This window comes from Serratia sp. CY82433 (assembly GCF_052166535.1).
Lineage (GTDB): Bacteria > Pseudomonadota > Gammaproteobacteria > Enterobacterales > Enterobacteriaceae > Serratia > Serratia sarumanii.
Window position 1 is genome coordinate 216,044 of the sequence record NZ_JBJNOR010000004.1, and the last position, 19,186, is coordinate 235,229.

The window sequence follows — 19,186 nt, forward strand, 5'->3', positions numbered from 1 at the left end:
CCAGGCTGAAATGCAAGGCAGATGTTGTCACAAGTTTTTCTCCAGTAATAGCCGATAATCAGCCACTTCGCCTTTCTTTTCCAGCTGAACAATCTGATAGTGGTGGGCGAGCAGCATCGTCAGCATGGCGCGGAACCGGTTACGGGTTTTGACTGTCAGCCGGCGATAGCCCTGCGCCCGCGCCCAGCGCTCTTGTTCGGCCAACAAGGCCTGCGCCACGCCGTGGCGACGAAATGCCGGCAGCACGCCGCCCAGCCAGCTGTAAAACACCGTTTCCCGCTGTTGATAACCGAGTTTGAAACCGGCCGGCTGGCCGTCGATGTCGGCGATCAACAGGCTGGCGGGGGCACCGCCGATGCGCCGCTGCAGATCGGCCAGGCTATGCAGGCCGCCGAATTCGGGGATGCGTTGGTAAAGGCGGTGGATTTCTTCGAGCGTGGCGATGCGGACGATTGGGATCATGGGCGGCCTCCATAGGGCCGCCCAGAATAACACGGCTCAGCCCGGCTGCAGGCTGCCGCTGCGCGCCGCGATGCGTTTGAGCAGCATGTTCAGCAACACGCCGTACATCGGCAGGAAGAACAGCAGGCAGATCATCACCTTGAAGCTGTAATCCACCAGCGCGATCTCCACCCAGTTGTTGGCCATGAAGGGATCGCTGCTCTTGTAGAAGGCGATGAAGAAGAACGCCAGCGTATCGCTGATATTGCCGAAGAACATCGCCGCCGCCGGCGCCACCCACCAGGCGCTGCGTTGGCGCAGGCGATTGAAGACGTGAACGTCGAGGATCTGGCCGAGCACGTAGGCCATAAAGCTGGCGACGGCGATACGCGCCACGAACAGGTTAAAACTGCCCAGCGCCGCGAAGCCCTGCCATTCTCCCTGATAGGTGACGGTGGAGATCACGTAGGAGATGAACAGCGCCGGCACCATCACCGCCAGGATAATCCGCCGCGCCAGCGGCGCGCCGAAGATGCGCACGGTCAGATCGGTCGCGAGGAAGATAAACGGGAAGGTAAAGGCGCCCCAAGTGGTATGGAAGCCGAAAACGGTGATCGGCAGCTGCACCAGGTAGTTGCTGGAGGTAATGATGGCGATATGAAACAGCGAAAGCCAGACCAACGCCGTGAAGCGCTGCTGTGCGGTAAACGAATACATATTGTAGCCTTTTTAGCAGTGGGGTGAGGGAACCCAGTGTGTCTTGTCAAAACAGCAAAAAACGCTGCGCGGCGGCATGATACGCGTTTGCGCAACCAATGCAATGGTTAAATTTAACGCAAACGTTAACGCATCTTGCGCAGAAAAACTACCGGCGTAAACTAGGCGCTAATGAGATGCGGCGAGCGTTCGCCGATCGTTTTGAACGAGAAAAATTGCATGACTGACTTATTTGCCCAGGCAGACCAGACGCTCGACGCGCTGGGCCTGCGTTGCCCGGAACCGGTGATGATGGTGCGCAAAACCGTGCGCCATATGGACAACGGCGAAACGCTGCTGATTATCGCCGACGATCCGGCCACCACCCGCGATATTCCGGGGTTCTGCCGCTTTATGGAGCATACGCTGGTGGCGCAGGAAACCGAGCAGGCGCCATACCGTTATCTGTTACGTAAAGGTGTATAGTTTTTAATCGCCTCGTGAGATAAGCTCCCTGCGATCGGGGAGCGTTCGAAGGGGACAAACGATGAGTATTTTACTACTGCCTACGGTTGCCAAGATGGAAAATGAGGAACGTACACAGGGCTATGAGCGCTGGTTTCTTGAAAGAGTTCAGGAAGCCATAGATGAGCCGCGGCCTGGCATTCCTCATGATGACGTGATGGCTGAAATGGATGCTGTTATCGCTGCTGCAGAAGCCAGGATCAAAGCGAAGCAGGCATAATGCTCAACATCGAATGGACTCGAGCCGCACGTCAGGATCTGGTGGAGATTGTGGGATTCATCGCCAATGATAACCCTCTGGCGGCCAGAAAAATGAAGGTTCTCATCATGGAGGCCGTCATTCCCGCCGCCAGACATCCTCGAGTTTTCCGGCGCGGCAGAGTGGACGGCACGCATGAAATCCCCCTACATCCCCATTATCTCCTGGTTTACCAGGTGCTGGAAACTCACATCCGGGTGTTGCGGGTTTTACATACGCGCCGACAATATCCTTAATACTGCCGCTGCAATCGATAATGCCGGGTTCCCATTGAGGAACCCGGCCTGGCGCCGCGTTATTGGCGCTTTCTCAACAGCCGCAGCGCGTTGGCGGTGACCAGCGCGGTGGCGCCGGAGTCCGCCAGCACCGCCAGCCACAAACCGGTCAGCCCCAGCAGGCTGGTGATCAGGAAGACCCCTTTCAACCCCAGCGCGATGGTGATGTTTTGCCGGATATTGGCGTGGGTGGCGCGTGAGATGCGGATCATCTCCGCGACGCCCAGCAGCCGGTTGTGGGTCAGGGCGGCGTCGGCGGTTTCCAATGCCACGTCGGTGCCGCTGCCCATGGCGATGCCGATGCTGGAGGCTTTCATCGCCGGGGCGTCGTTGATGCCGTCGCCGATCATCGCCGTCGGGCGCAGTTCGCTCAGCTCGGTGACCGCGTTGACCTTATCTTCCGGCAACAGACTAGCTCGATAGTCGAGGCCCAGCTCGCCGGCGATCGCCGCGGCGGCGCGCGGGTTGTCGCCGGTCAGCATCACGCCGCGAATACCCAGCGCGTTCAGTTCGGCTATCGCCTGTTTGGCGTCGCTGCGCAGCGTGTCGCGCAGCGCCAGCAAGCCGATGGGCGCGCCGTCTTCCAGCACCACCACCGCCGTTTTACCGGCGTTTTCCAGCTTGTCTACCTTGCTCTGCCATTGAACGTCGAGCAGGCCCGGCGCCAGCTTGCCCGGCGCGCTGATCAGCACGGTCTTGCCGTCCACGATCCCTTCCACGCCGACGCCGGCCAGCGCGCGGCGCGCCTGCGCCAGCGGCAGCTCGGCCCCGCTTGCGGCGGCGCGGTTGATGATCGCCTGCGCCAGCGGGTGATGTGAACCGGCCTCCACCGCGGCGGCAAGCTGCAGCAGCCGCTGTTCGGTGAGCGCGCCGATCGGCAGCACGTCGGTCACCGTCGGCTTGCCTTCGGTCAGGGTGCCGGTTTTATCGAAGGCGATGGTTTGTATCTGGCCCAGTTGCTCCAGCGCCGCGCCGCCTTTAATCAGCGCGCCGCGCCGCGTGGCGGCCGCCAGCCCGGATGTAATGGCCGCCGGGGTCGAGATCACCAGCGCGCACGGACAGCCGATCAGCAGCAGCGTCAGGCCGCGATAGATCCAGGTATCCCACGGCTGCGAGAACAGCAGCGGCGGCACCAGGATCACCGCGACGGCCAGCAGCATAATGGCCGGGGTGTAATAACGGCTGAACCGATCGAGGAAGCGTTCGATCGGCGCGCGGCGCTCTTCGGCTTCTTCAATCAGCTGCAAAATGCGGTCGATGGCGTTTTTGCCGGGCTCGGAGATCACCTTCATCTGCGCCGCCTGATCGACGGACAGGCTGCCGGCGGCCACTTTCTCGCCCTGCTGGCGCTCGACCGGCACCGATTCGCCGGTCAGGGCGCTTTCGTCGAAGCTGGCGAACGGATTGAGCAGCTCGGCGTCGGCCGGCAGGCGCCCGCCGGGCGCGATTTCAATCACGTCGCCAGGGCGCAGGCTGGCGACCGGCACGCGTTTGCGTTCCGTGCCTTGCAGCAGCAGCGCGTCTTCCGGCACCAGCTCCATCAGCGCCGTCACGCCGCGTCGCGCGCGGTTGGCGGCGTAGGATTCCAGCAGTTCGCCGACCATAAACAGCAGCAGCACCATCGCCGCTTCGGCGGTGGCGCCGATGAACAGCGCGCCGATGGCCGCCACGCTCATCAGCGTTTCGATGGCGAATGGCGTGCCGGAGCGGATCAAACGCAGCGCCTTGGCGGCGACCGGCGCCAATCCGACCAGCGTGGTGGCGATAAAGGCGATGCGCCCCAGCTCCGGGTTAACCCGATCCAGCACCCAACTGACGACCATCAGGGTAGTTAACAGCAGCAGCGGTGCGAATTCGCCGAAGCGTGAGGTTTTCGGCGCGGCGGCTTTGGCGTTCTGAGTGCCGAGCAGGGTAAAGCCGGCCTGGGCGACCGCGTCCTGGATCCGCAGGCTGATGTCGGACTGTGCGTCGACTACCAGTTTCTCGGTCGCAAACAGCACCCGCGCGCTGTCGACGCCGGGAAGTGCGGTGACGGCATTTTCGATTTTCTTGGCGCAGCTGGGGCAGTCCATGCCGGTGACTTTCCAGCTGAAACGTTGGCTACCGGAAGGGGGAGCGGCGGCCAGCCTGTCGCTTTCCTCGTCCGGATCGTCGGGCGTGGCGGCGCAGCAGCCGCTATCGCCATGATCGTGATGATGGTGGGCCTGTTCGGCCTGCGCGGCGGCGTTTTTCGGTTCGCTGCTGCAGCCATGCTGCGTTTTGCTGTGGCTGTGGTTGCAGCCGCATCCGCCTTCGGCGTGGTGATGTTCCTGATGATTATGGTTTTGCTGATTGTGCATAACGTCCCCCTTCGGGCTGTTAAACGGGTTTGCTCAACTGACTCTACACCCTGGAGTCCACTCCAGAGTCAAGCGCCGGATGAGAATTATTGCTAACGGCGTTTAAGCGTAGAAAGGGGGGATTCATTCAATAATGAATAATGCGAATTTTAATCTATCGGCTTTTCTTATCCCCTATTTGGGGAAACAGGCTCGCCGCCGATAGTTTAAATAAGAAAATAATATTCCTATAGAAACTAAAAAATCGCCCGACCTAATAATAAAGAGTTATTAATCTATAACGCTTTAGCAAAATTTACCTTTTACCCTAGGGAAAGCCAGCATGATTCGCTTGAGTCTGCAGGCCGCATTGCTATTGAAGTTTGGTGCCAACTTCTCCTCATCAAGTTTCATTTGTTTTGTAAAGAAGCCAAAAAAGCAGCATAACAAACTTTCGTTGCGATAATAAATGGTTGATTATTTTATGTGCAGTTTTGCGACCCTGCCTATAATTGGAATCGATTACCATTTTTAATGGTGATCTTATTTGCTGATATATATGCATTAATTCTACCTAACACACTGCCGGCAACGGCGCATAAGCCCCTTCCAGCAGGCCTGAGGTTCATTAGCCCTGGCTTACGGGGAGGTTATGTCTATCTGTCTGATTGATATCAATCAGGTAATGAGTGGAATCGAACCAATGCAATCTACTAAAAAGGCAATTGAAATTACTGAATCCAGCCTTGCGGCCGCGACAACCGGCTACGATGCTGTAGACGACCTGCTGCATTATCATGAGCGGGGCAACGGGATTCAGATTAATGGCAAGGATTCATTTTCTAACGAGCAAGCTGGGCTGTTTATTACCCGTGAGAACCAAACCTGGAACGGTTACAAGGTATTTGGCCAGCCGGTCAAATTAACCTTCTCCTTCCCGGACTATAAGTTCTCTTCCACCAACGTCGCCGGCGACACCGGGCTGAGCAAGTTCAGCGCAGAACAGCAGCAGCAGGCTAAGCTGTCGCTGCAGTCCTGGGCGGACGTCGCCAATATCACCTTCACCGAAGTGGCGGCCGGACAAAAGGCCAACATCACCTTCGGCAACTACAGCCAGGATCGTCCCGGCCACTATGATTACGGCACCCAGGCCTACGCCTTCCTGCCGAACACCATTTGGCAGGGCCAGGATCTGGGCGGCCAGACCTGGTACAACGTCAACCAATCCAACGTGAAGCATCCGGCGACCGAAGACTACGGCCGTCAGACGTTCACCCATGAGATTGGCCATGCGCTGGGCCTGAGCCACCCGGGCGATTACAACGCCGGTGAGGGTAACCCGACCTATCGCGACGTCACCTATGCGGAGGATACCCGCCAGTTCAGCCTGATGAGCTACTGGAGTGAAACCAACACCGGTGGCGACAACGGCGGCCACTATGCCGCGGCTCCGCTGCTGGATGACATTGCCGCCATTCAGCATCTGTATGGCGCCAACCTGTCGACCCGCACCGGCGACACCGTGTACGGTTTTAACTCCAACACCGGTCGCGACTTCCTCAGCACCACCAGCAACTCGCAGAAAGTGATCTTTGCGGCCTGGGATGCGGGCGGTAACGATACCTTCGATTTCTCCGGTTACACCGCTAACCAGCGCATCAACCTGAACGAGAAATCGTTCTCCGACGTGGGCGGCCTGAAGGGCAACGTCTCGATCGCCGCCGGTGTGACCATTGAGAACGCCATTGGCGGTTCCGGCAACGACGTGATTGTCGGCAACGCGGCCAACAACGTGCTGAAAGGCGGCGCGGGTAACGACGTGCTGTTCGGCGGCGGCGGGGCGGATGAGCTGTGGGGCGGTGCCGGCAAAGACATCTTCGTGTTCTCTGCCGCCGGCGATTCCGCACCGGGCGCTTCAGACTGGATCCGCGACTTCCAGAAAGGGATCGACAAAATTGACCTGTCGTTCTTCAACAAAGAGGCGCAGAGCAGCGATTTCATTCACTTCGTCGATCACTTCAGCGGCACGGCCGGCGAAGCGCTGCTCAGCTACAACGCTTCCAACAACGTGACCGATTTGTCGGTGAATATCGGTGGCCATCAGGCGCCGGACTTCCTGGTGAAAATCGTCGGCCAGGTTGACGTCGCCACTGACTTTATCGTGTAACACAGCAACGGAACGCCCGGCGCAGTCTCGGCCGGGCGTGATGCAGGAGCCCGGTATGAAAGGTACTTTAACGCGCCCCGCTTTGGCGGCGGGCGGCATGATGGTGACAAGTGCGGTCATGGCCGGCAGCCTGGCGCTGCCGACCGCGCAGTCGCTGGCGGGGCAATGGCAGGTGGCCGACAGCGAGCGGCAATGCCAAATCGAGTTTTTGGCGAATGAGCAAAGTGAAACCAACGGCTATCAGCTGGTGGATCGGCAACGGTGTTTGCAAAGCGTGTTTGCGGCGGAAGTCGTGGGCTGGCGCCCGGCGCCGGACGGCATCGCTCTGCTGCGGGCGGATGGCAGCACGCTGGCGTTCTTCTCGCGCGACGGCGATCTGTATCGCAATCAGCTGGGCGCCGATGATGCCCTGACGTTGAAAGCGCTGGCTTGATAATGAAAAACGGGTTCGGCGCACCGAACCCGCGGCAGAGAGTTACAGGTAGAGCGAACGCACGATCAGGAAGTGGCCGGAGAAGTAACAGAAAGCCACGATGGCGTCCGCCGCGCGGAAGGTGAAACGGTAGCGGTTGAGCAGCCAAACCACGTTGGCCAGCAGCAGCAGCGAGGTGCCGGTCAGCAGCGAGAAGCCGAAATCGGTGCTGCGCAGGAAATATTGCTCGCCCGCCAGCCAGACCATCAGCAGCGTCATCGCCACGTAGGTGACGATCGGCCAGCGCATCTCTTCCAGCCGGGTCCAAAGGGTGGCCAGCAGCAACGCGCCGATCGCCAGCAGCGCCAGCGGCAGCGGCCAGAACAGGCTGAACGTCATCTGGCTGGCGAAGCTCAGGGTATACAGCAGATGGGACAGGAAAAAGGCGCCGATGGCGTACAGCACCCGCTCGCGCGGCAACAGGAGCAGCGCGTCGCCGATCAGCGTCGCCAGCAGGCCGAGCACGATCAGATAACCCGCGGCGCCGAGCACCGGCGCCTGCCAGGCCAACAGCAACAGCAGCAGCAGCGTGACGGGTTTGAACACCCAGCGCTGCCAGCGCGGGCCACGGTATGAGGCGTCGACGAACAGCCAACCGGAAAAGAATACGGCAAGGAACGGCCAACTCATTTATGTCTTCCTTATGCATGAGGGAGCCGCAACAACCGGCTCCAAACTGTCACCAATGTCACTTCTTATTTCAGTGTAGGTAGCCTGCCGACGATCGACAATGCTTTCTTGAGAATGCTATGTTTACGCCGATTTGGCCGTGAAGGAAATGGGAAACCGATGAGCAAGCCACCGTTATTTTTTGTCGCCGTGATTGCGCTGATCGCCGTGCTGGCCACGCAACGCTACTTCAAACAGCGCCAGCGGGAGGCGGAAAACGATCGCGCGCCGATGCGCAGCCTGCAGGTGACGGTGAGCGACAAGCGCAGCTTCCCGGTCGCCAGGACCCGCGCGCCGCAGCGCGAACCGCTGGTCAATGAGCCGATGTATTACGAGGTGGTGTTCAGCCCGAACCAGGGCGGTGAAGACATCACGCTTCGGCTGAAACAGTGGCAATACAACCCGATAGAAAAAGGCGCGCAGGGCACGTTGAACATGCAGGGCACGCGCTTCGTCTCTTTCAGCGTTCAGCCGTAGCGGTCATTTCTTCTTGATGGGCGGCTGTTTCTTTTGCCAGGCCAGCAGCTCGAACACGCCAAAGATAAAGATCTTGGCTTCTTGCCAGTAGCTGATTGGCTGATCCTTCGGCTGGGTGGATTTCAACAGCACCAGCTGCAGGCCGTGCATCACCACCATAAAGAACAGCGCCACGTCGATGAAATACTTCAGCGGCTTGGGAAAAGGATGGAACAGGTTAGAGAGCAGGAAGCCCCACACGCACAGCATCAGCAGGCGGCCCAGATTAATCAGCATGGTCGGTTTTCTCTTGCGAACGAATATAAAGGCGATAGGCCACCTGGCCGGCGACCTTCTCCCGGTGCAGCTGCCAGCTGGCAGGCACGTCCGCCGCGGCGCTTTCCGCCTCGGCTTCTACATAGATCCAGGCCTCGTCGGCCAGCCAGCCACGCTGCTCCAGCAGCAAGGCGGTCTCCGCCAGCAGGCCTTTGCGAAACGGCGGATCGAGGAACACCACGTCGAACGGTTGGCCCTCGCCCGCCAGCCAGCTCAGCGCGTTGGTGTTGATAACCACCCCCTTGCCCTGCAGCAGCGCCAGATTTTTTTCCAGCTGCTGCGCCACCGGCCGTTCGAATTCCAACAGCGTGGCGCTGCCGGCGTAGCGCGACAGCGCTTCCAGCCCTAATGCGCCGCTGCCGGCGAAACAGTCCAGGCAGCGCGCGCCCTGAATCACCGGCGCCAGCCAGTTGAACAGGGTTTCGCGCACCCGATCGGTGGTGGGGCGCAGCCCCGGGCTGTTCGGCACCGGAAGCTTGCGACCGCGCCATTGGCCGCCGATGATGCGGATCTGTCCGGCTGCGGCCTGGGGCGGTTTTTTGGCCGCCGCCCGTGGCGAGAGTCTTGTCATAAGCGTTGTTTGATTTCTTTTGCGGCGCGGAGCCGTAGAGGTTAACGAAAAGTTGCCCCTATTCTACCGGTGACGGGCTTCGGGGGGAACGGTAAAACTTTGTTGTCTGATTTCACACCGGAAAGCGTGCCGGATGCGTGTTGCTGCGCGAGGGAAAGTGATAGACTCGGCGGATTATTGTCAGCATATATCCTTCAGGTATGTAGGGTAAGCGAGCCTTCGGTACGGAGTAGAGTCATAACATGGCAAAAGATAAGAAACGTGGGTTTTTCTCCTGGCTGGGGTTTGGCCAGAAGGAAAAGGAAGAAGAGCAACAGCAACCTGAGCAGCCGGTAGAGCAGGCGGAGCCTCAGGCCGCGGAGACGCCGGCTGAACCGGCCACCGCCAAGCTGGATGACAAGCTCCCCGCCCAGGAATCTGAACCTGCCGCCTCCGTCGACACCCCGGGAGAGTGGGATAGCGGCCAGGCCGGCGAACCCATCGCGGAAAACCTGCCGGCGGCGGCCGAACACCCGACGGCGCAAGCGTTGGCCGAAGAGATTGTCAGCGTGACCGAGCAGGTAGTGGCGCAGCAGCAGCCGGTCGTCGAGCCCGAGCCGGTGGTTGAGCCCGAGCCGGTCGTTGAACCCGAGCCAGTTGTTGAGCCTGAGCCGGTCGTTGAACCCGAGCCGGTTGTCGAGCCCGAGCCAGTTGTTGAGCCTGAGCCGGTCGTTGAACCCGAGCCGGTCATTGAGCCCGAGCCGGTTGTCGAGCCCGAGCCGGTTGTCGAGCCCGAGCCAGTTGTTGAGCCTGAGCCGGTTGTCGAGCCTGAGCCTGTCGTCGAACCTGAGCCGGTCGTTGAGCCCGAGCCGGTCGTTGAACCTGAGCCGGTCATTGAGCCCGAGCCAGTCGTCGAACCAGAACCGGAGCCGGAAGAAGAAGCGCCGCTTGAACCCGTGGTGCCGGCCGCTGCGCAAGAGCAGGAGCGGCCGACCAAAGAGGGCTTCTTCGCTCGCCTGAAGCGCAGCCTGCTGAAGACCAAGCAAAACCTCGGCTCCGGCTTTATGGGGCTGTTCCGCGGTAAAAAAATCGACGACGACCTGTTCGACGAGTTGGAAGAACAGCTGCTGATCGCCGATGTCGGCGTGGAAACCACGCGCAAGATCATCACCTCTCTGACCCAGCACGCCAGCCGCAAGCAGCTGAAAGACGCCGAAGCGCTGTACGGCAAGCTGAAGGAGGAAATGTCCGAAATTCTGGCCAAGGTCGATCAGCCGCTGGATGTCAGCGGGAAAACCCCGTATGTCATTCTGATGGTCGGTGTGAACGGCGTGGGTAAAACCACCACCATCGGCAAGCTGGCGCGCCAATTCCAGGCGGAAGGCAAGTCGGTGATGCTGGCGGCGGGGGATACTTTCCGCGCCGCGGCGGTGGAGCAGCTGCAGGTGTGGGGCGAACGTAACCGCATCCCGGTGGTGGCGCAGCATACCGGGGCGGATTCCGCTTCGGTGATCTTCGATGCGGTGCAGGCCGCCAAGGCGCGCGGCATCGATGTCTTGATCGCCGATACCGCCGGCCGTCTGCAGAACAAATCGCACCTGATGGAAGAGCTGAAGAAGATCGTCCGCGTCATGAAAAAACTGGACGACCAGGCCCCCCATGAGGTTATGCTGACGCTCGATGCCAGCACCGGCCAGAATGCGGTCAGCCAGGCGAAATTATTTAATGAGGCCGTGGGCTTAACCGGCATCACGCTGACTAAACTGGACGGTACCGCCAAGGGCGGGGTGATCTTCGCCATCGCCGATCAGTTCGGTATCCCGATTCGCTATATCGGCGTCGGGGAAGGCATCGAAGATTTGCGGCCGTTTAAGGCTGACGATTTTATTGAGGCACTTTTTGCCCGAGAGGATTAATACGGATGATTCGCTTTGAACAGGTCAGTAAAGCTTATCTGGGCGGACGGCAAGCGCTGCAGGGGGTCGATTTCCATCTGCGCCCGGCGGAAATGGCGTTTCTGACCGGCCATTCCGGCGCGGGGAAAAGTACCCTGCTGAAACTGATTTGCGGTATCGAGCGGCCCAGCGCCGGCCACATCTGGTTTGGCGGCCACGACATCAGTCGTTTGAAAAACCGCGAGGTGCCGTTCCTGCGTCGGCAGATCGGCATGATCTTCCAGGATCACCACCTGCTGCTGGATCGCACGGTGTATGACAATGTGGCGATGCCGCTGATCATCGCCGGCGCCAGTACCGAAGACATCCGCCGCCGCGTCTCCGCCGCGCTGGACAAGGTCGGTTTGCTGGATAAAGCGAAGAACTTCCCGATTCAACTGTCCGGCGGTGAGCAGCAGCGCGTGGGCATCGCCCGTGCGGTGGTGAACAAGCCGGCGGTGTTGCTGGCGGATGAACCGACCGGCAACCTGGACGACGCGCTGTCGGAAGGCATTCTGCGCCTGTTTGAAGAATTCAACCGCGTCGGCGTCACCGTATTAATGGCGACGCACGACACCGGGCTTATCGCCCGCCGCAATTACCGCATCCTGACGCTGAGCCAGGGCCGCATGCAAGGGGGCGCTCACCATGGCCAATAACGCAAAAACCGCCAAGAGCAAGGCGCTGCGCGGCGGCTGGCGCGAGCAGTGGCGTTACGCCTGGATGAACGCCATTAAAGACATGCTGCGCCAGCCGTTGGCGACGCTGTTGACGGTGATGGTGATCGCCATCTCCCTGACGCTGCCGAGCGTGTGCTACATCGTGTGGAAAAACGTCAGCACCGCGGCCAGCCAGTGGTACCCGACGCCGCAGCTGACGGTCTACCTGGATAAATCGCTCGACGACGACGCGGCGCTGAAAGTGCTCGACGCCATCAAGGCGGAAGCCGGCGTGGAGAAGGTGAATTACCTATCGCGTGAAGAAGCGCGCGGCGAGTTCCGCAACTGGTCGGGCTTTGGCGGCGCGTTGGACATGCTGGAAGAGAACCCGTTGCCGGCGGTGGCGATCGTTACGCCGAAGATGAGCTTCCAGAGTTCGGATACCCTCAACACCCTGCGCGATCGCGTGGCGGCGGTGCAGGGCGTGGAAGAAGTGCGTATGGATGACAGCTGGTTTGCCCGCTTGGCGGCGCTGACCGGGTTGGCGGGCCAGATCGCGGCGATCATCGGCGTGCTGATGATCGTGGCGGTGTTCCTGGTGATCGGCAACAGCGTGCGTCTGAGCATCTTCAGCCGCCGCGACACCATCAACGTGATGAAACTGATCGGCGCCACCGACGGTTTTATCCTGCGGCCGTTCCTTAACGGCGGGGCGATGCTCGGCTTTGCCGGCGCGCTGCTGTCGCTGGTGCTGTCCGGCGCGCTGGTGTGGCAGCTGGAGTCGGTGGTCGCCGGGGTGGCCAAGGTGTTCGGCACCACCTTCACTCTGCACGGGCTGGGCTGGGACGAGGCGCTGTTGCTGCTGATCATCTCCGCGATGATCGGTTGGATCGCCGCCTGGCTGGCGACGGTGCAACATTTACGCCGATTTACACCACAGTAAGATTTTTTTGGTATACTCTTCTCCTGCTGCTTTTGATCGCGTTGCGGGAGAAGAGTGACCTCAAGCGAAGTCAGCACAACACCTCTCTTCTTAGCGCACAAATTCCCTATCGGCCTGCACTCTCGTCACGTATTGTCAGCAACAATGCTTGCAAAAAAGGGTGAACTTTTAGGGCGGAGTACGGTCAAAAATTGCAGCAAATGTTAAGGTGCCCGGCGTGTGGAACCGCTTTTGCTTCAGCAACTGCCGTAGAATCAATCATTTCCCCGCTGTAATAATCACCTGCATGATTTTGTATTCTCATAGAGAGGGTTTGAATGACCAAAGAAATGCAAACTTTAGCCTTAGTACCCCAAGGTAGCTTGGAAGCCTATATCCGGGCAGCCAACGCCTATCCGATGCTGACGGCAGAGGAAGAGCGGGAGCTGGCTGAACGGCTGCATTATCAGGGCGATCTGGATGCCGCTAAGCAGCTCATCCTGTCTCACCTGCGCTTTGTCGCTCATATTGCCCGCAACTATTCAGGCTATGGTCTGCCACAGGCGGATCTGATTCAGGAAGGCAATATCGGCCTGATGAAAGCCGTTCGCCGCTTCAACCCTGAAGTCGGCGTGCGTCTGGTTTCCTTTGCGGTGCATTGGATTAAGGCGGAAATCCACGAGTACGTATTGCGCAACTGGCGCATCGTGAAAGTGGCGACCACCAAAGCGCAGCGCAAGCTGTTCTTTAACCTGCGCAAAACCAAACAGCGTTTGGGCTGGTTCAACCAGGACGAAGTGGAACTGGTGGCCCGCGAGCTGGGCGTAACCAGCAAAGACGTGCGCGAGATGGAATCTCGCATGGCGGCGCAGGACATGACGTTCGATCCGACTCCGGACGACGAGGCCCGCGATGGCCAGTCGATGGCGCCGGTGCTGTACCTGCAGGACAAGAGCTCCGACTTCGCCGAAGGCATCGAGGAAGATAACTGGGAAAGCAACGCCGCAGACAAACTGGCCTATGCGCTGGAAGGTCTGGACGAGCGCAGCCAGCATATCATCCGCGCCCGCTGGCTCGACGACGACAACAAGTCGACGCTGCAGGAGCTGGCCGATCAGTACGGCGTTTCCGCCGAACGCGTGCGCCAGCTGGAAAAGAACGCCATGAAGAAATTGAAAATGGCGATCGAAGCCTGAGTCGATGCGATATTCGAAAAAAAAGCCCGGCAAGCCGGGCTTTTTCATGCGTGAAATTCGGCGTTATGGCGCCACGGCGGTAAAGTCCGGCGCCGGGCAGTCGTAGCCGAATTTCGCCGCCCACGGGTAGCGAGTGCCGGTGTTGATGTAGCGTTGATAAAGCGCCCGGCCGGTCTTGGCGTCGCGCTTGATAACCCAGCTGGCGGCGTTACACAGCACGGCGGCATAGGCCTGGCTCTTCGGCGGCAGCAGATCGGCCGCCTGTTGCGCCAGCCCCACCGCCTGCCAGCGATAGTGCAGGAAACGGTTGTCCTGCGCCGGCAGCGCCGCCTTGGCGCGCGCCGCTTCTGCGCTGTCGATCCAGCTTTTATGCTTCAGCTCGCGAGTATCGAACGCATCCCCCAGATAGGAATAGCCGGCGCCATAGATGGCGTAATCCGGCGTCATCTCATAGCCGGTAAACTCCAGCCCCTGGGCGCGCAGCAGGTTGGCCGCACGATAGTAAGCTTGCGCGCGCGCCAGCGGCGCGGCGGATTTGTCCTTGGCGGCCTTCAGCTCATCGGCGTACTGCTGCGCCGCTTGCCGGTAGTTAGGGATATCGAAATAGGCCTGCGCTTCCGCGGCCCGCCCGGCGCGCATCAAGCGCCGCGCCAGCAGTTCGCGCAGCTGCACTTCCGGCGTGATTTGCTGGCCGCCACCGTAGTCGTCCGGGTTAACCGGCTTGAGCGGCGTCGTCGGCGCCGGGGCGTGCTTATCGACAAAGTCTTTCAACTCATCGACGGTCAGCACGCGCTCTGCCACATCGGCCACGTCGGCCCAGTAGATCGCCTTGCCGCGATACAGCAGGTCCATCGCCTGCAGATAGTCGCCGCGGTTCAGCGCCAGAATAGCCTGTTCGCCGGCCACCCGGCACTCGGGGACGATGGTTTCCGCGACAAAGTCGGCGTTACGCTGTTCGCCCCAGCTTTCGTCGGCGGGGAACGCGCTTGCCGCCTTGGCGTAGGCGGCGGTGGCGGCTTTCACTTCACCGTCGCGCAGCGCCATTTTGGCGCGCAGCCACCACGCCAGGCCGCTGTCGCCGGCGTTTTTCAGCAGGCTCGCCGCCATCGGGTACTGCCCGGAACGGTAGGCCAATGCCGCCAGCCGATCGCTGCCGGCGAAGCCGCTTTTTACCGTGCCGTCCAGCAGCGTCAGGATCTGGCTGATGATCTGGGCAGAGCGGCCGTTGCCGTCGGTATCCGCCATTTGCAGATTGCCGCTGCGGGCGAACAGCTCAATGGTCACCAGCTGCTGGATCAACGGATCGCCGATCACCTGCTTCAGCGTTTCCAGATGGTCGGGATTGACCAGGTAGCTGGAGACGTACTGCAGCGACTGCCCGCCGCTCGGATCGCCCTGCGCCGCCTGCTGTGCGTACAGGTGGGCAGCGGGGGCGACGTCACCCAGCCACAGGTGGATGCGCGCCTGCTGCCCGAGGCTGCTTAGCGCCAGCTGGTCGGGATCGGCGGCGCCGCTTTTCACCCGATCGATCACCTGCTGGAACGCCGCCAGCGCCTGTTCAAGTTCGGCTTTAGGCGGATGCTCGGCGGCGGGGGCCGCTTCACCCGATTCATTCACCGGCGTACCGTGGTCAGCCATCAACACCCGCCCAAGTGAATACTGCGCCCGCAGCCCCCAGTCGCCCTGTTCGGCGGCCGGGAACTTCAGCACCTGCTGGAAATAGTCTGTGGCGCGCGGATCGTGGCTGGCGAAAGCGACGGCGCCCAGTTGATAAAGGCGTGCGGCGTTGGACAATCCCTGAGTATTGACGGTGTCAGCCTCTTCCACCGTTTTGGCGGCGCGCATTTTGCCGATCGCCACCGTTTCCGGCGACTGCGGCATCGGTTTCGGCGGCATCGGCGGCGGGGGGGCTTGCCAGTGCGGCAGCTGTTTATCCGCCGGCACCAGCCGGCCGGCTTCGAAGGCGAAATTGCCCTCCGGCATATACAGCAGGGTGCCGTTGCGGTCGATCAGCAGCCGGTTAGGGAAATCCGGGCCGCAGGCATAGCCGCTCAGCGGCAGCGCGGCGCCGATCAGCATGGCCAGCGGAAGAAGGCGGCGGGTGTTCCGTGCCGCGCGCGTATCAAGGTGTGACAAGGGTGCCTCCTGGCGTCAGTTGTTGGCAGCGCAGCCAGCCCAGCGGCCGGGATTGCCCGGCGCGCAGCTGATCGCCGCTGATGCGAATAAAGCGTTGCCGCTGCGGTGCGGATTCCAGCCGGTAGTTGCCGACCGCGTCCGCCGCCAGGCAGTCGTCGGCGCGGATGGCCACCTCTTGCGGCAGCGGGGCGTCCACCGGCCCGTTGTTATGAATTATCAGATCATACAGCCCGTTTTGCTGTGGCTGAGGCCTAAATTTTACCTGCCAGTCGACGTTCAGCGGCTGCCGTTCGATCACCGCTCGCAGCGTGGCGAGCGACCAGGCGCGCCGATCGTCCGCCAGCGGCAAGCGGAACCAGATAATGCCGCGCAGCCGGGGCGGCGTTTGCTGCGCCAGCGTCTGCAGAAAATCGGCGATCTGCTGCGGCGCGACCGTCAGCTCGCGGCCGTTGCCCGCCACGCGCAGCGAGGACTCGCTCTCCACCTGCGCGCCCTGCGCATCAAACCCCAGCAGCGCCATGCCGTAGGCCGGCAGCGCGACGCGAAACGGCTTCGGTGTGACGGAGGCGTACTGCCGCACCCAGCGCAGCGCCAAGGAGCCGTCAAACAGCCCCTGCTGCGGCGAGAGCACCGCATGTACCTGCAGGACGGAGCTGTCGGCCTGTTGCAATACGCCGGGCAGGTCGGGCGAGCCGATCCAGGCCGGCAGGGCGGTGATGCCGAGCTGCAAAGCGGCGGGCAGCCGTTGGCGCAGTTGCTGCAGAAAGCGTTGGTAGTCCGGCAGGCGGGCGGTGGCGGCGTCATGATCGATCTCGACGCCGGTGACGGGCAGCCCGGCCGCCTGCCAGCGTTGGGTGAGCGCCAGCAGGCGCTGGATAATGGCCTCTTGGTCCAGCTGCGGCAGCTGGCCGTCGAGGCGCGCCACCAGCCAGAGCGGGCGGCCGTCCTGCTTCAGCAGGCTGAGATCGGCCGGGATCTCCCGCCAGCCTTCGCGCGGATGCACCTGCAGCGCCAGCACGCGCAGCCCACCGAACAGATCGCGGCTGCGCGCCAGCGCATCGGCGTGCTGCGGCGTCCAGACCCGCTGCCAGACATAAACCTGCTGATCCCAGCCTGAGGCCAGGCGCAGCGCCTGCTGGCGCCCGAGGAGCGCGGCCGCCAGCCCCAGCGCAATCAAGACCAGCGCCGCCAGCCGGCGTTTCATTTTTGCCAGAGATCGCCCTGCGGTGCGAAGCCGCAGGCGCGCATGAAGTTATCGACTTCCCCGCGTTCGCGCGGCGCCAGGCCGGCGGTCGACAGCTGCCAGTGGGCGATCTGCGGCAGCTGACGCTGCGCATCCTGCACCAGGTAAAGACCGACGCCGCGGCGGCGCGTCACTTCGCGTACCAGCAGGTCCTGCAGCTCGGCGCGGTCGTTCTGCAGCGCGATTTTCACCGCCCCCAGCAGCCGCTCGTTGAAGCGGGCGGCGAACAGCGCCTTGCCGTCGCTCAGCCAGCTCTGCCACTGTTCCGGCTGCTGGTGCGGCCAAATTTTGCCGAGGTCGATAAGGTCTTGCGGGGACAGCGCGGTCAGGCGCTCGATGGTCAGTTTCATGCAGAATTTCCGCGCAGCTAAATGATGCCGACAGTGTAATAGATCTTGTGCAGAGCGTTGTGTAAGTTTTTCTGTACGATTACTGTGCAATATGTTTTTTGCACGGGGCATTTTCCGAGTAAATAGTTAGTAAACGGATTGTTAACCAGCACAACGCACTACGCCTCAAGGTAAAGAGCGCAGATTTAATTCGAATTTTATCCTGTTTACACCGCTTGTTTCTGCCTGATGAAGTTGATTTGCAGAAGAAAATTCCTGTTTAATGGCATGAAAAATAAAGTCTTATTAGAAAATAATGCCGACAAAGCGCCTAAATCATTATTACTTATAACAAAAGCGGTCAATAACGATCCGGTGCAGGCAAACACAACAGGTACGTTCACAACGACAGATGGGGATTTGCGGATGAAATTAACAACAGGTAAGGCACTGCTGGCGGGTTGTATTGCGATGGCCATGAGCCAGGCGGCCATGGCGAAAGACATCAAGGTGGCGATCGTCGGGGCGATGTCCGGCCCGGTCGCGCAGTATGGCGACATGGAGTTTACCGGCGCGCGCCAGGCGATTGCCGACATCAACGCCAAGGGCGGCATCAAGGGCGACAAGCTGGTCGGCGTGGAATACGACGACGCCTGCGACCCGAAACAGGCGGTTGCGGTCGCCAACAAGGTGATCAACGACGGCATTCGCTACGTGATCGGCCACCTGTGCTCCTCTTCCACCCAGCCGGCGTCCGATATTTATGAAGACGAAGGCGTGATCATGATTACCCCGGCGGCCACCAACGCCGATCTGACCACCCGCGGCTACAAGATGATCATGCGCACCACCGGCCTGGACTCGGATCAGGGCCCGACCGCCGCCAAATACATCCTCAGCGACATCAAGCCGAAGCGCATCGCCGTGGTGCACGACAAGCAGCAATATGGCGAAGGCCTGGCGCGCTCGGTGCGCGACAGCCTGAAAAAACAGGGCACCGAAGTGGCGATGTTCGAAGGCATCACCGCCGGCGACAAAGACTTCTCCACCCTGGTGGCGCGCCTGAAGAAAGAGAATATCGACTTCGTGTATTTCGGCGGTTACTACCCGGAAATGGGCCAGATCCTGCGCCAGGCCAAGCAGGCCGGGTTGACCACCCGCTTCATGGGGCCGGAAGGCGTGGGCAACTCCTCGCTGTCCAACATCGCCGGGGCCGCTTCGGAAGGCATGCTGGTGACGCTGCCGAAGCGCTACGATCAGGTGCCTGCCAACCAGCCGATCGTCGATGCATTGAAAGCCAAGAAGCTGGATCCGACCGGCCCGTTCGTCTGGACCACCTATGCCGCGCTGCAGTCGCTGACCACCGGCATGGAGCGCAGCGGCAGCCAGGAGCCGGCGGACATCGTCAAGGATCTGAAAACCGGCAAGCCGGTGGAGACCGTGATGGGGCCGCTGAGCTGGGATGACAAGGGCGATCTGAAAGGCTTCGAGTTCGGCGTGTTCGAGTGGCATGCCAACGGCACGTCCACACCGATCAAATAAGCCATAATGATTAGGGTGGGGCGCGGCTCGCTGCGCCCGGCGGGTCGGCTTGCCGGCCCCG

Annotated in this window: 20 protein-coding genes; 11 read left to right on the forward strand and 9 right to left on the reverse strand. The window is 61.0% G+C overall.

Features of this window, described 5'->3' with window-relative positions:
- Positions 1-27 precede the first annotated feature (27 nt).
- Together ACJ8PI_RS19390 and ACJ8PI_RS19395 are read right to left on the reverse strand one after the other, a co-directional pair.
- On the reverse strand, positions 28-462 hold the full coding sequence (locus ACJ8PI_RS19390) for a GNAT family N-acetyltransferase (protein ID WP_060423401.1): 435 nt from the start codon (positions 460-462) through the stop codon (positions 28-30).
- Positions 463-498: 36 nt separating this feature from the next.
- Positions 499-1,158: a 7-cyano-7-deazaguanine/7-aminomethyl-7-deazaguanine transporter gene (locus ACJ8PI_RS19395; RefSeq protein ID WP_033636672.1), complete on the reverse strand. Its 660-nt coding sequence runs from the start codon at positions 1,156-1,158 to the stop codon at positions 499-501.
- A 219-nt stretch (positions 1,159-1,377) separates the two neighbouring features.
- On the opposite strand from ACJ8PI_RS19395, the gene tusA reads away from it, so the two are divergent.
- The 3 genes from tusA to ACJ8PI_RS19410 all read left to right on the forward strand — a co-directional run bounded on the left by tusA (position 1,378) and on the right by ACJ8PI_RS19410 (position 2,157).
- Entirely contained in the window at positions 1,378-1,623 is a 246-nt protein-coding gene (gene tusA, locus ACJ8PI_RS19400; RefSeq protein WP_025304890.1) for a sulfurtransferase TusA, read from the forward strand.
- Between the two features lie 61 nt (positions 1,624-1,684).
- Positions 1,685-1,882: a type II toxin-antitoxin system RelB family antitoxin gene (relB, locus tag ACJ8PI_RS19405; RefSeq protein WP_164134572.1), complete on the forward strand. Its 198-nt coding sequence runs from the start codon at positions 1,685-1,687 to the stop codon at positions 1,880-1,882.
- Positions 1,882-2,157, forward strand: coding sequence for a type II toxin-antitoxin system RelE/ParE family toxin (locus ACJ8PI_RS19410; protein ID WP_164134573.1), 276 nt, complete (start codon positions 1,882-1,884; stop codon positions 2,155-2,157). Before relB ends, ACJ8PI_RS19410 begins: the two co-directional genes overlap by 1 nt.
- A 59-nt stretch (positions 2,158-2,216) precedes the next feature.
- Here the strand turns inward: ACJ8PI_RS19410 and ACJ8PI_RS19415 are convergent, their stop codons facing one another.
- A complete protein-coding gene (locus ACJ8PI_RS19415; RefSeq protein ID WP_164105558.1) occupies positions 2,217-4,535 on the reverse strand; it encodes a zinc/cadmium/mercury/lead-transporting ATPase in 2,319 nt (772 codons plus the stop codon).
- 682 nt (positions 4,536-5,217) lie between these two features.
- Here ACJ8PI_RS19415 and ACJ8PI_RS19420 point away from each other — a divergent pair.
- Entirely contained in the window at positions 5,218-6,681 is a 1,464-nt protein-coding gene (locus tag ACJ8PI_RS19420; RefSeq protein ID WP_033636674.1) for a serralysin family metalloprotease, read from the forward strand.
- 55 nt (positions 6,682-6,736) lie between these two features.
- Complete coding sequence (locus ACJ8PI_RS19425) at positions 6,737-7,114, forward strand: AprI/Inh family metalloprotease inhibitor (protein ID WP_164134574.1); 378 nt, start codon at positions 6,737-6,739, stop codon at positions 7,112-7,114.
- A 42-nt stretch (positions 7,115-7,156) separates the two neighbouring features.
- On the opposite strand, the gene ACJ8PI_RS19430 is transcribed toward ACJ8PI_RS19425, so the two are convergent.
- On the reverse strand, positions 7,157-7,783 hold the full coding sequence (locus ACJ8PI_RS19430) for a lysoplasmalogenase (protein WP_033636676.1): 627 nt from the start codon (positions 7,781-7,783) through the stop codon (positions 7,157-7,159).
- Positions 7,784-7,942: 159 nt separating this feature from the next.
- On the opposite strand from ACJ8PI_RS19430, the gene ACJ8PI_RS19435 reads away from it, so the two are divergent.
- Positions 7,943-8,299, forward strand: a complete 357-nt coding sequence (locus ACJ8PI_RS19435) for a DUF2500 domain-containing protein (RefSeq protein ID WP_033649654.1) — start codon at positions 7,943-7,945, stop codon at positions 8,297-8,299.
- A 3-nt stretch (positions 8,300-8,302) separates the two neighbouring features.
- Here ACJ8PI_RS19435 and ACJ8PI_RS19440 read toward each other — a convergent pair whose 3' ends face one another.
- Positions 8,303-8,575, reverse strand: a complete 273-nt coding sequence (locus ACJ8PI_RS19440) for a DUF1145 family protein (protein ID WP_004934327.1) — start codon at positions 8,573-8,575, stop codon at positions 8,303-8,305.
- Complete coding sequence (rsmD, locus tag ACJ8PI_RS19445; RefSeq protein ID WP_033636678.1) at positions 8,565-9,185, reverse strand: 16S rRNA (guanine(966)-N(2))-methyltransferase; 621 nt, start codon at positions 9,183-9,185, stop codon at positions 8,565-8,567. Before rsmD ends, ACJ8PI_RS19440 begins: the two co-directional genes overlap by 11 nt.
- Before the next feature lie 242 nt (positions 9,186-9,427).
- Here rsmD and ftsY point away from each other — a divergent pair, with 242 nt between their 5' ends.
- The 4 genes from ftsY to rpoH all read left to right on the forward strand — a co-directional run bounded on the left by ftsY (position 9,428) and on the right by rpoH (position 13,875).
- A complete protein-coding gene (ftsY, locus tag ACJ8PI_RS19450; protein WP_319861538.1) occupies positions 9,428-11,080 on the forward strand; it encodes a signal recognition particle-docking protein FtsY in 1,653 nt (550 codons plus the stop codon).
- 5 nt (positions 11,081-11,085) lie between these two features.
- Positions 11,086-11,757 (forward strand): cell division ATP-binding protein FtsE, encoded by a 672-nt coding sequence (gene ftsE, locus ACJ8PI_RS19455; protein ID WP_004934337.1) that lies wholly within the window; start codon positions 11,086-11,088, stop codon positions 11,755-11,757.
- Positions 11,747-12,700 carry a permease-like cell division protein FtsX gene (gene ftsX / locus ACJ8PI_RS19460; protein WP_033636680.1) on the forward strand — a complete coding sequence of 318 codons (954 nt, stop codon included), beginning with the start codon at positions 11,747-11,749 and terminating at the stop codon, positions 12,698-12,700. Before ftsE ends, ftsX begins: the two co-directional genes overlap by 11 nt.
- 317 nt (positions 12,701-13,017) lie before the next feature.
- On the forward strand, positions 13,018-13,875 hold the full coding sequence (gene rpoH / locus ACJ8PI_RS19465) for an RNA polymerase sigma factor RpoH (RefSeq protein WP_004934345.1): 858 nt from the start codon (positions 13,018-13,020) through the stop codon (positions 13,873-13,875).
- 63 nt (positions 13,876-13,938) lie between these two features.
- Here the strand turns inward: rpoH and ACJ8PI_RS19470 are convergent, their stop codons facing one another.
- Genes ACJ8PI_RS19470 through panM form a run of 3 tightly spaced genes read right to left on the reverse strand, consistent with a single transcriptional unit; the run spans position 13,939 to position 17,604 of the window.
- On the reverse strand, positions 13,939-15,954 hold the full coding sequence (locus ACJ8PI_RS19470; RefSeq protein ID WP_164134587.1) for a hypothetical protein: 2,016 nt from the start codon (positions 15,952-15,954) through the stop codon (positions 13,939-13,941).
- Between the two features lie 43 nt (positions 15,955-15,997).
- Positions 15,998-17,215 carry a DUF3142 domain-containing protein gene (locus tag ACJ8PI_RS19475; RefSeq protein WP_164134576.1) on the reverse strand — a complete coding sequence of 406 codons (1,218 nt, stop codon included), beginning with the start codon at positions 17,213-17,215 and terminating at the stop codon, positions 15,998-16,000.
- Positions 17,212-17,604: an aspartate 1-decarboxylase autocleavage activator PanM gene (gene panM, locus ACJ8PI_RS19480; protein ID WP_033636683.1), complete on the reverse strand. Its 393-nt coding sequence runs from the start codon at positions 17,602-17,604 to the stop codon at positions 17,212-17,214. Before panM ends, ACJ8PI_RS19475 begins: the two co-directional genes overlap by 4 nt.
- A gap of 405 nt (positions 17,605-18,009) precedes the next feature.
- Here panM and ACJ8PI_RS19485 point away from each other — a divergent pair, with 405 nt between their 5' ends.
- Positions 18,010-19,125: a branched-chain amino acid ABC transporter substrate-binding protein gene (locus ACJ8PI_RS19485; RefSeq protein ID WP_033636684.1), complete on the forward strand. Its 1,116-nt coding sequence runs from the start codon at positions 18,010-18,012 to the stop codon at positions 19,123-19,125.
- The last annotated feature ends 61 nt before the right edge of the window (positions 19,126-19,186 follow it).

Excerpts from the sequence above, each read along its gene's own strand:
- ACJ8PI_RS19390 (WP_060423401.1), bottom strand. The coding sequence starts at position 462 with ATGATCCCAATCGTCCGCATCGCCACGCTCGAAGAAATCCACCGCCTT.
- ACJ8PI_RS19395 (WP_033636672.1), bottom strand. The coding sequence starts at position 1,158 with ATGTATTCGTTTACCGCACAGCAGCGCTTCACGGCGTTGGTCTGGCTT.
- tusA (WP_025304890.1), top strand. The coding sequence starts at position 1,378 with ATGACTGACTTATTTGCCCAGGCAGACCAGACGCTCGACGCGCTGGGC.
- relB (WP_164134572.1), top strand. The coding sequence starts at position 1,685 with ATGAGTATTTTACTACTGCCTACGGTTGCCAAGATGGAAAATGAGGAA.
- ACJ8PI_RS19410 (WP_164134573.1), top strand. The coding sequence starts at position 1,882 with ATGCTCAACATCGAATGGACTCGAGCCGCACGTCAGGATCTGGTGGAG.
- ACJ8PI_RS19415 (WP_164105558.1), bottom strand. The coding sequence starts at position 4,535 with ATGCACAATCAGCAAAACCATAATCATCAGGAACATCACCACGCCGAA.
- ACJ8PI_RS19420 (WP_033636674.1), top strand. The coding sequence starts at position 5,218 with ATGCAATCTACTAAAAAGGCAATTGAAATTACTGAATCCAGCCTTGCG.
- ACJ8PI_RS19425 (WP_164134574.1), top strand. The coding sequence starts at position 6,737 with ATGAAAGGTACTTTAACGCGCCCCGCTTTGGCGGCGGGCGGCATGATG.
- ACJ8PI_RS19430 (WP_033636676.1), bottom strand. The coding sequence starts at position 7,783 with ATGAGTTGGCCGTTCCTTGCCGTATTCTTTTCCGGTTGGCTGTTCGTC.
- ACJ8PI_RS19435 (WP_033649654.1), top strand. The coding sequence starts at position 7,943 with ATGAGCAAGCCACCGTTATTTTTTGTCGCCGTGATTGCGCTGATCGCC.
- ACJ8PI_RS19440 (WP_004934327.1), bottom strand. The coding sequence starts at position 8,575 with ATGCTGATTAATCTGGGCCGCCTGCTGATGCTGTGCGTGTGGGGCTTC.
- rsmD (WP_033636678.1), bottom strand. The coding sequence starts at position 9,185 with ATGACAAGACTCTCGCCACGGGCGGCGGCCAAAAAACCGCCCCAGGCC.
- ftsY (WP_319861538.1), top strand. The coding sequence starts at position 9,428 with ATGGCAAAAGATAAGAAACGTGGGTTTTTCTCCTGGCTGGGGTTTGGC.
- ftsE (WP_004934337.1), top strand. The coding sequence starts at position 11,086 with ATGATTCGCTTTGAACAGGTCAGTAAAGCTTATCTGGGCGGACGGCAA.
- ftsX (WP_033636680.1), top strand. The coding sequence starts at position 11,747 with ATGGCCAATAACGCAAAAACCGCCAAGAGCAAGGCGCTGCGCGGCGGC.
- rpoH (WP_004934345.1), top strand. The coding sequence starts at position 13,018 with ATGACCAAAGAAATGCAAACTTTAGCCTTAGTACCCCAAGGTAGCTTG.
- ACJ8PI_RS19470 (WP_164134587.1), bottom strand. The coding sequence starts at position 15,954 with ATGCTGATCGGCGCCGCGCTGCCGCTGAGCGGCTATGCCTGCGGCCCG.
- ACJ8PI_RS19475 (WP_164134576.1), bottom strand. The coding sequence starts at position 17,215 with ATGAAACGCCGGCTGGCGGCGCTGGTCTTGATTGCGCTGGGGCTGGCG.
- panM (WP_033636683.1), bottom strand. The coding sequence starts at position 17,604 with ATGAAACTGACCATCGAGCGCCTGACCGCGCTGTCCCCGCAAGACCTT.
- ACJ8PI_RS19485 (WP_033636684.1), top strand. The coding sequence starts at position 18,010 with ATGAAATTAACAACAGGTAAGGCACTGCTGGCGGGTTGTATTGCGATG.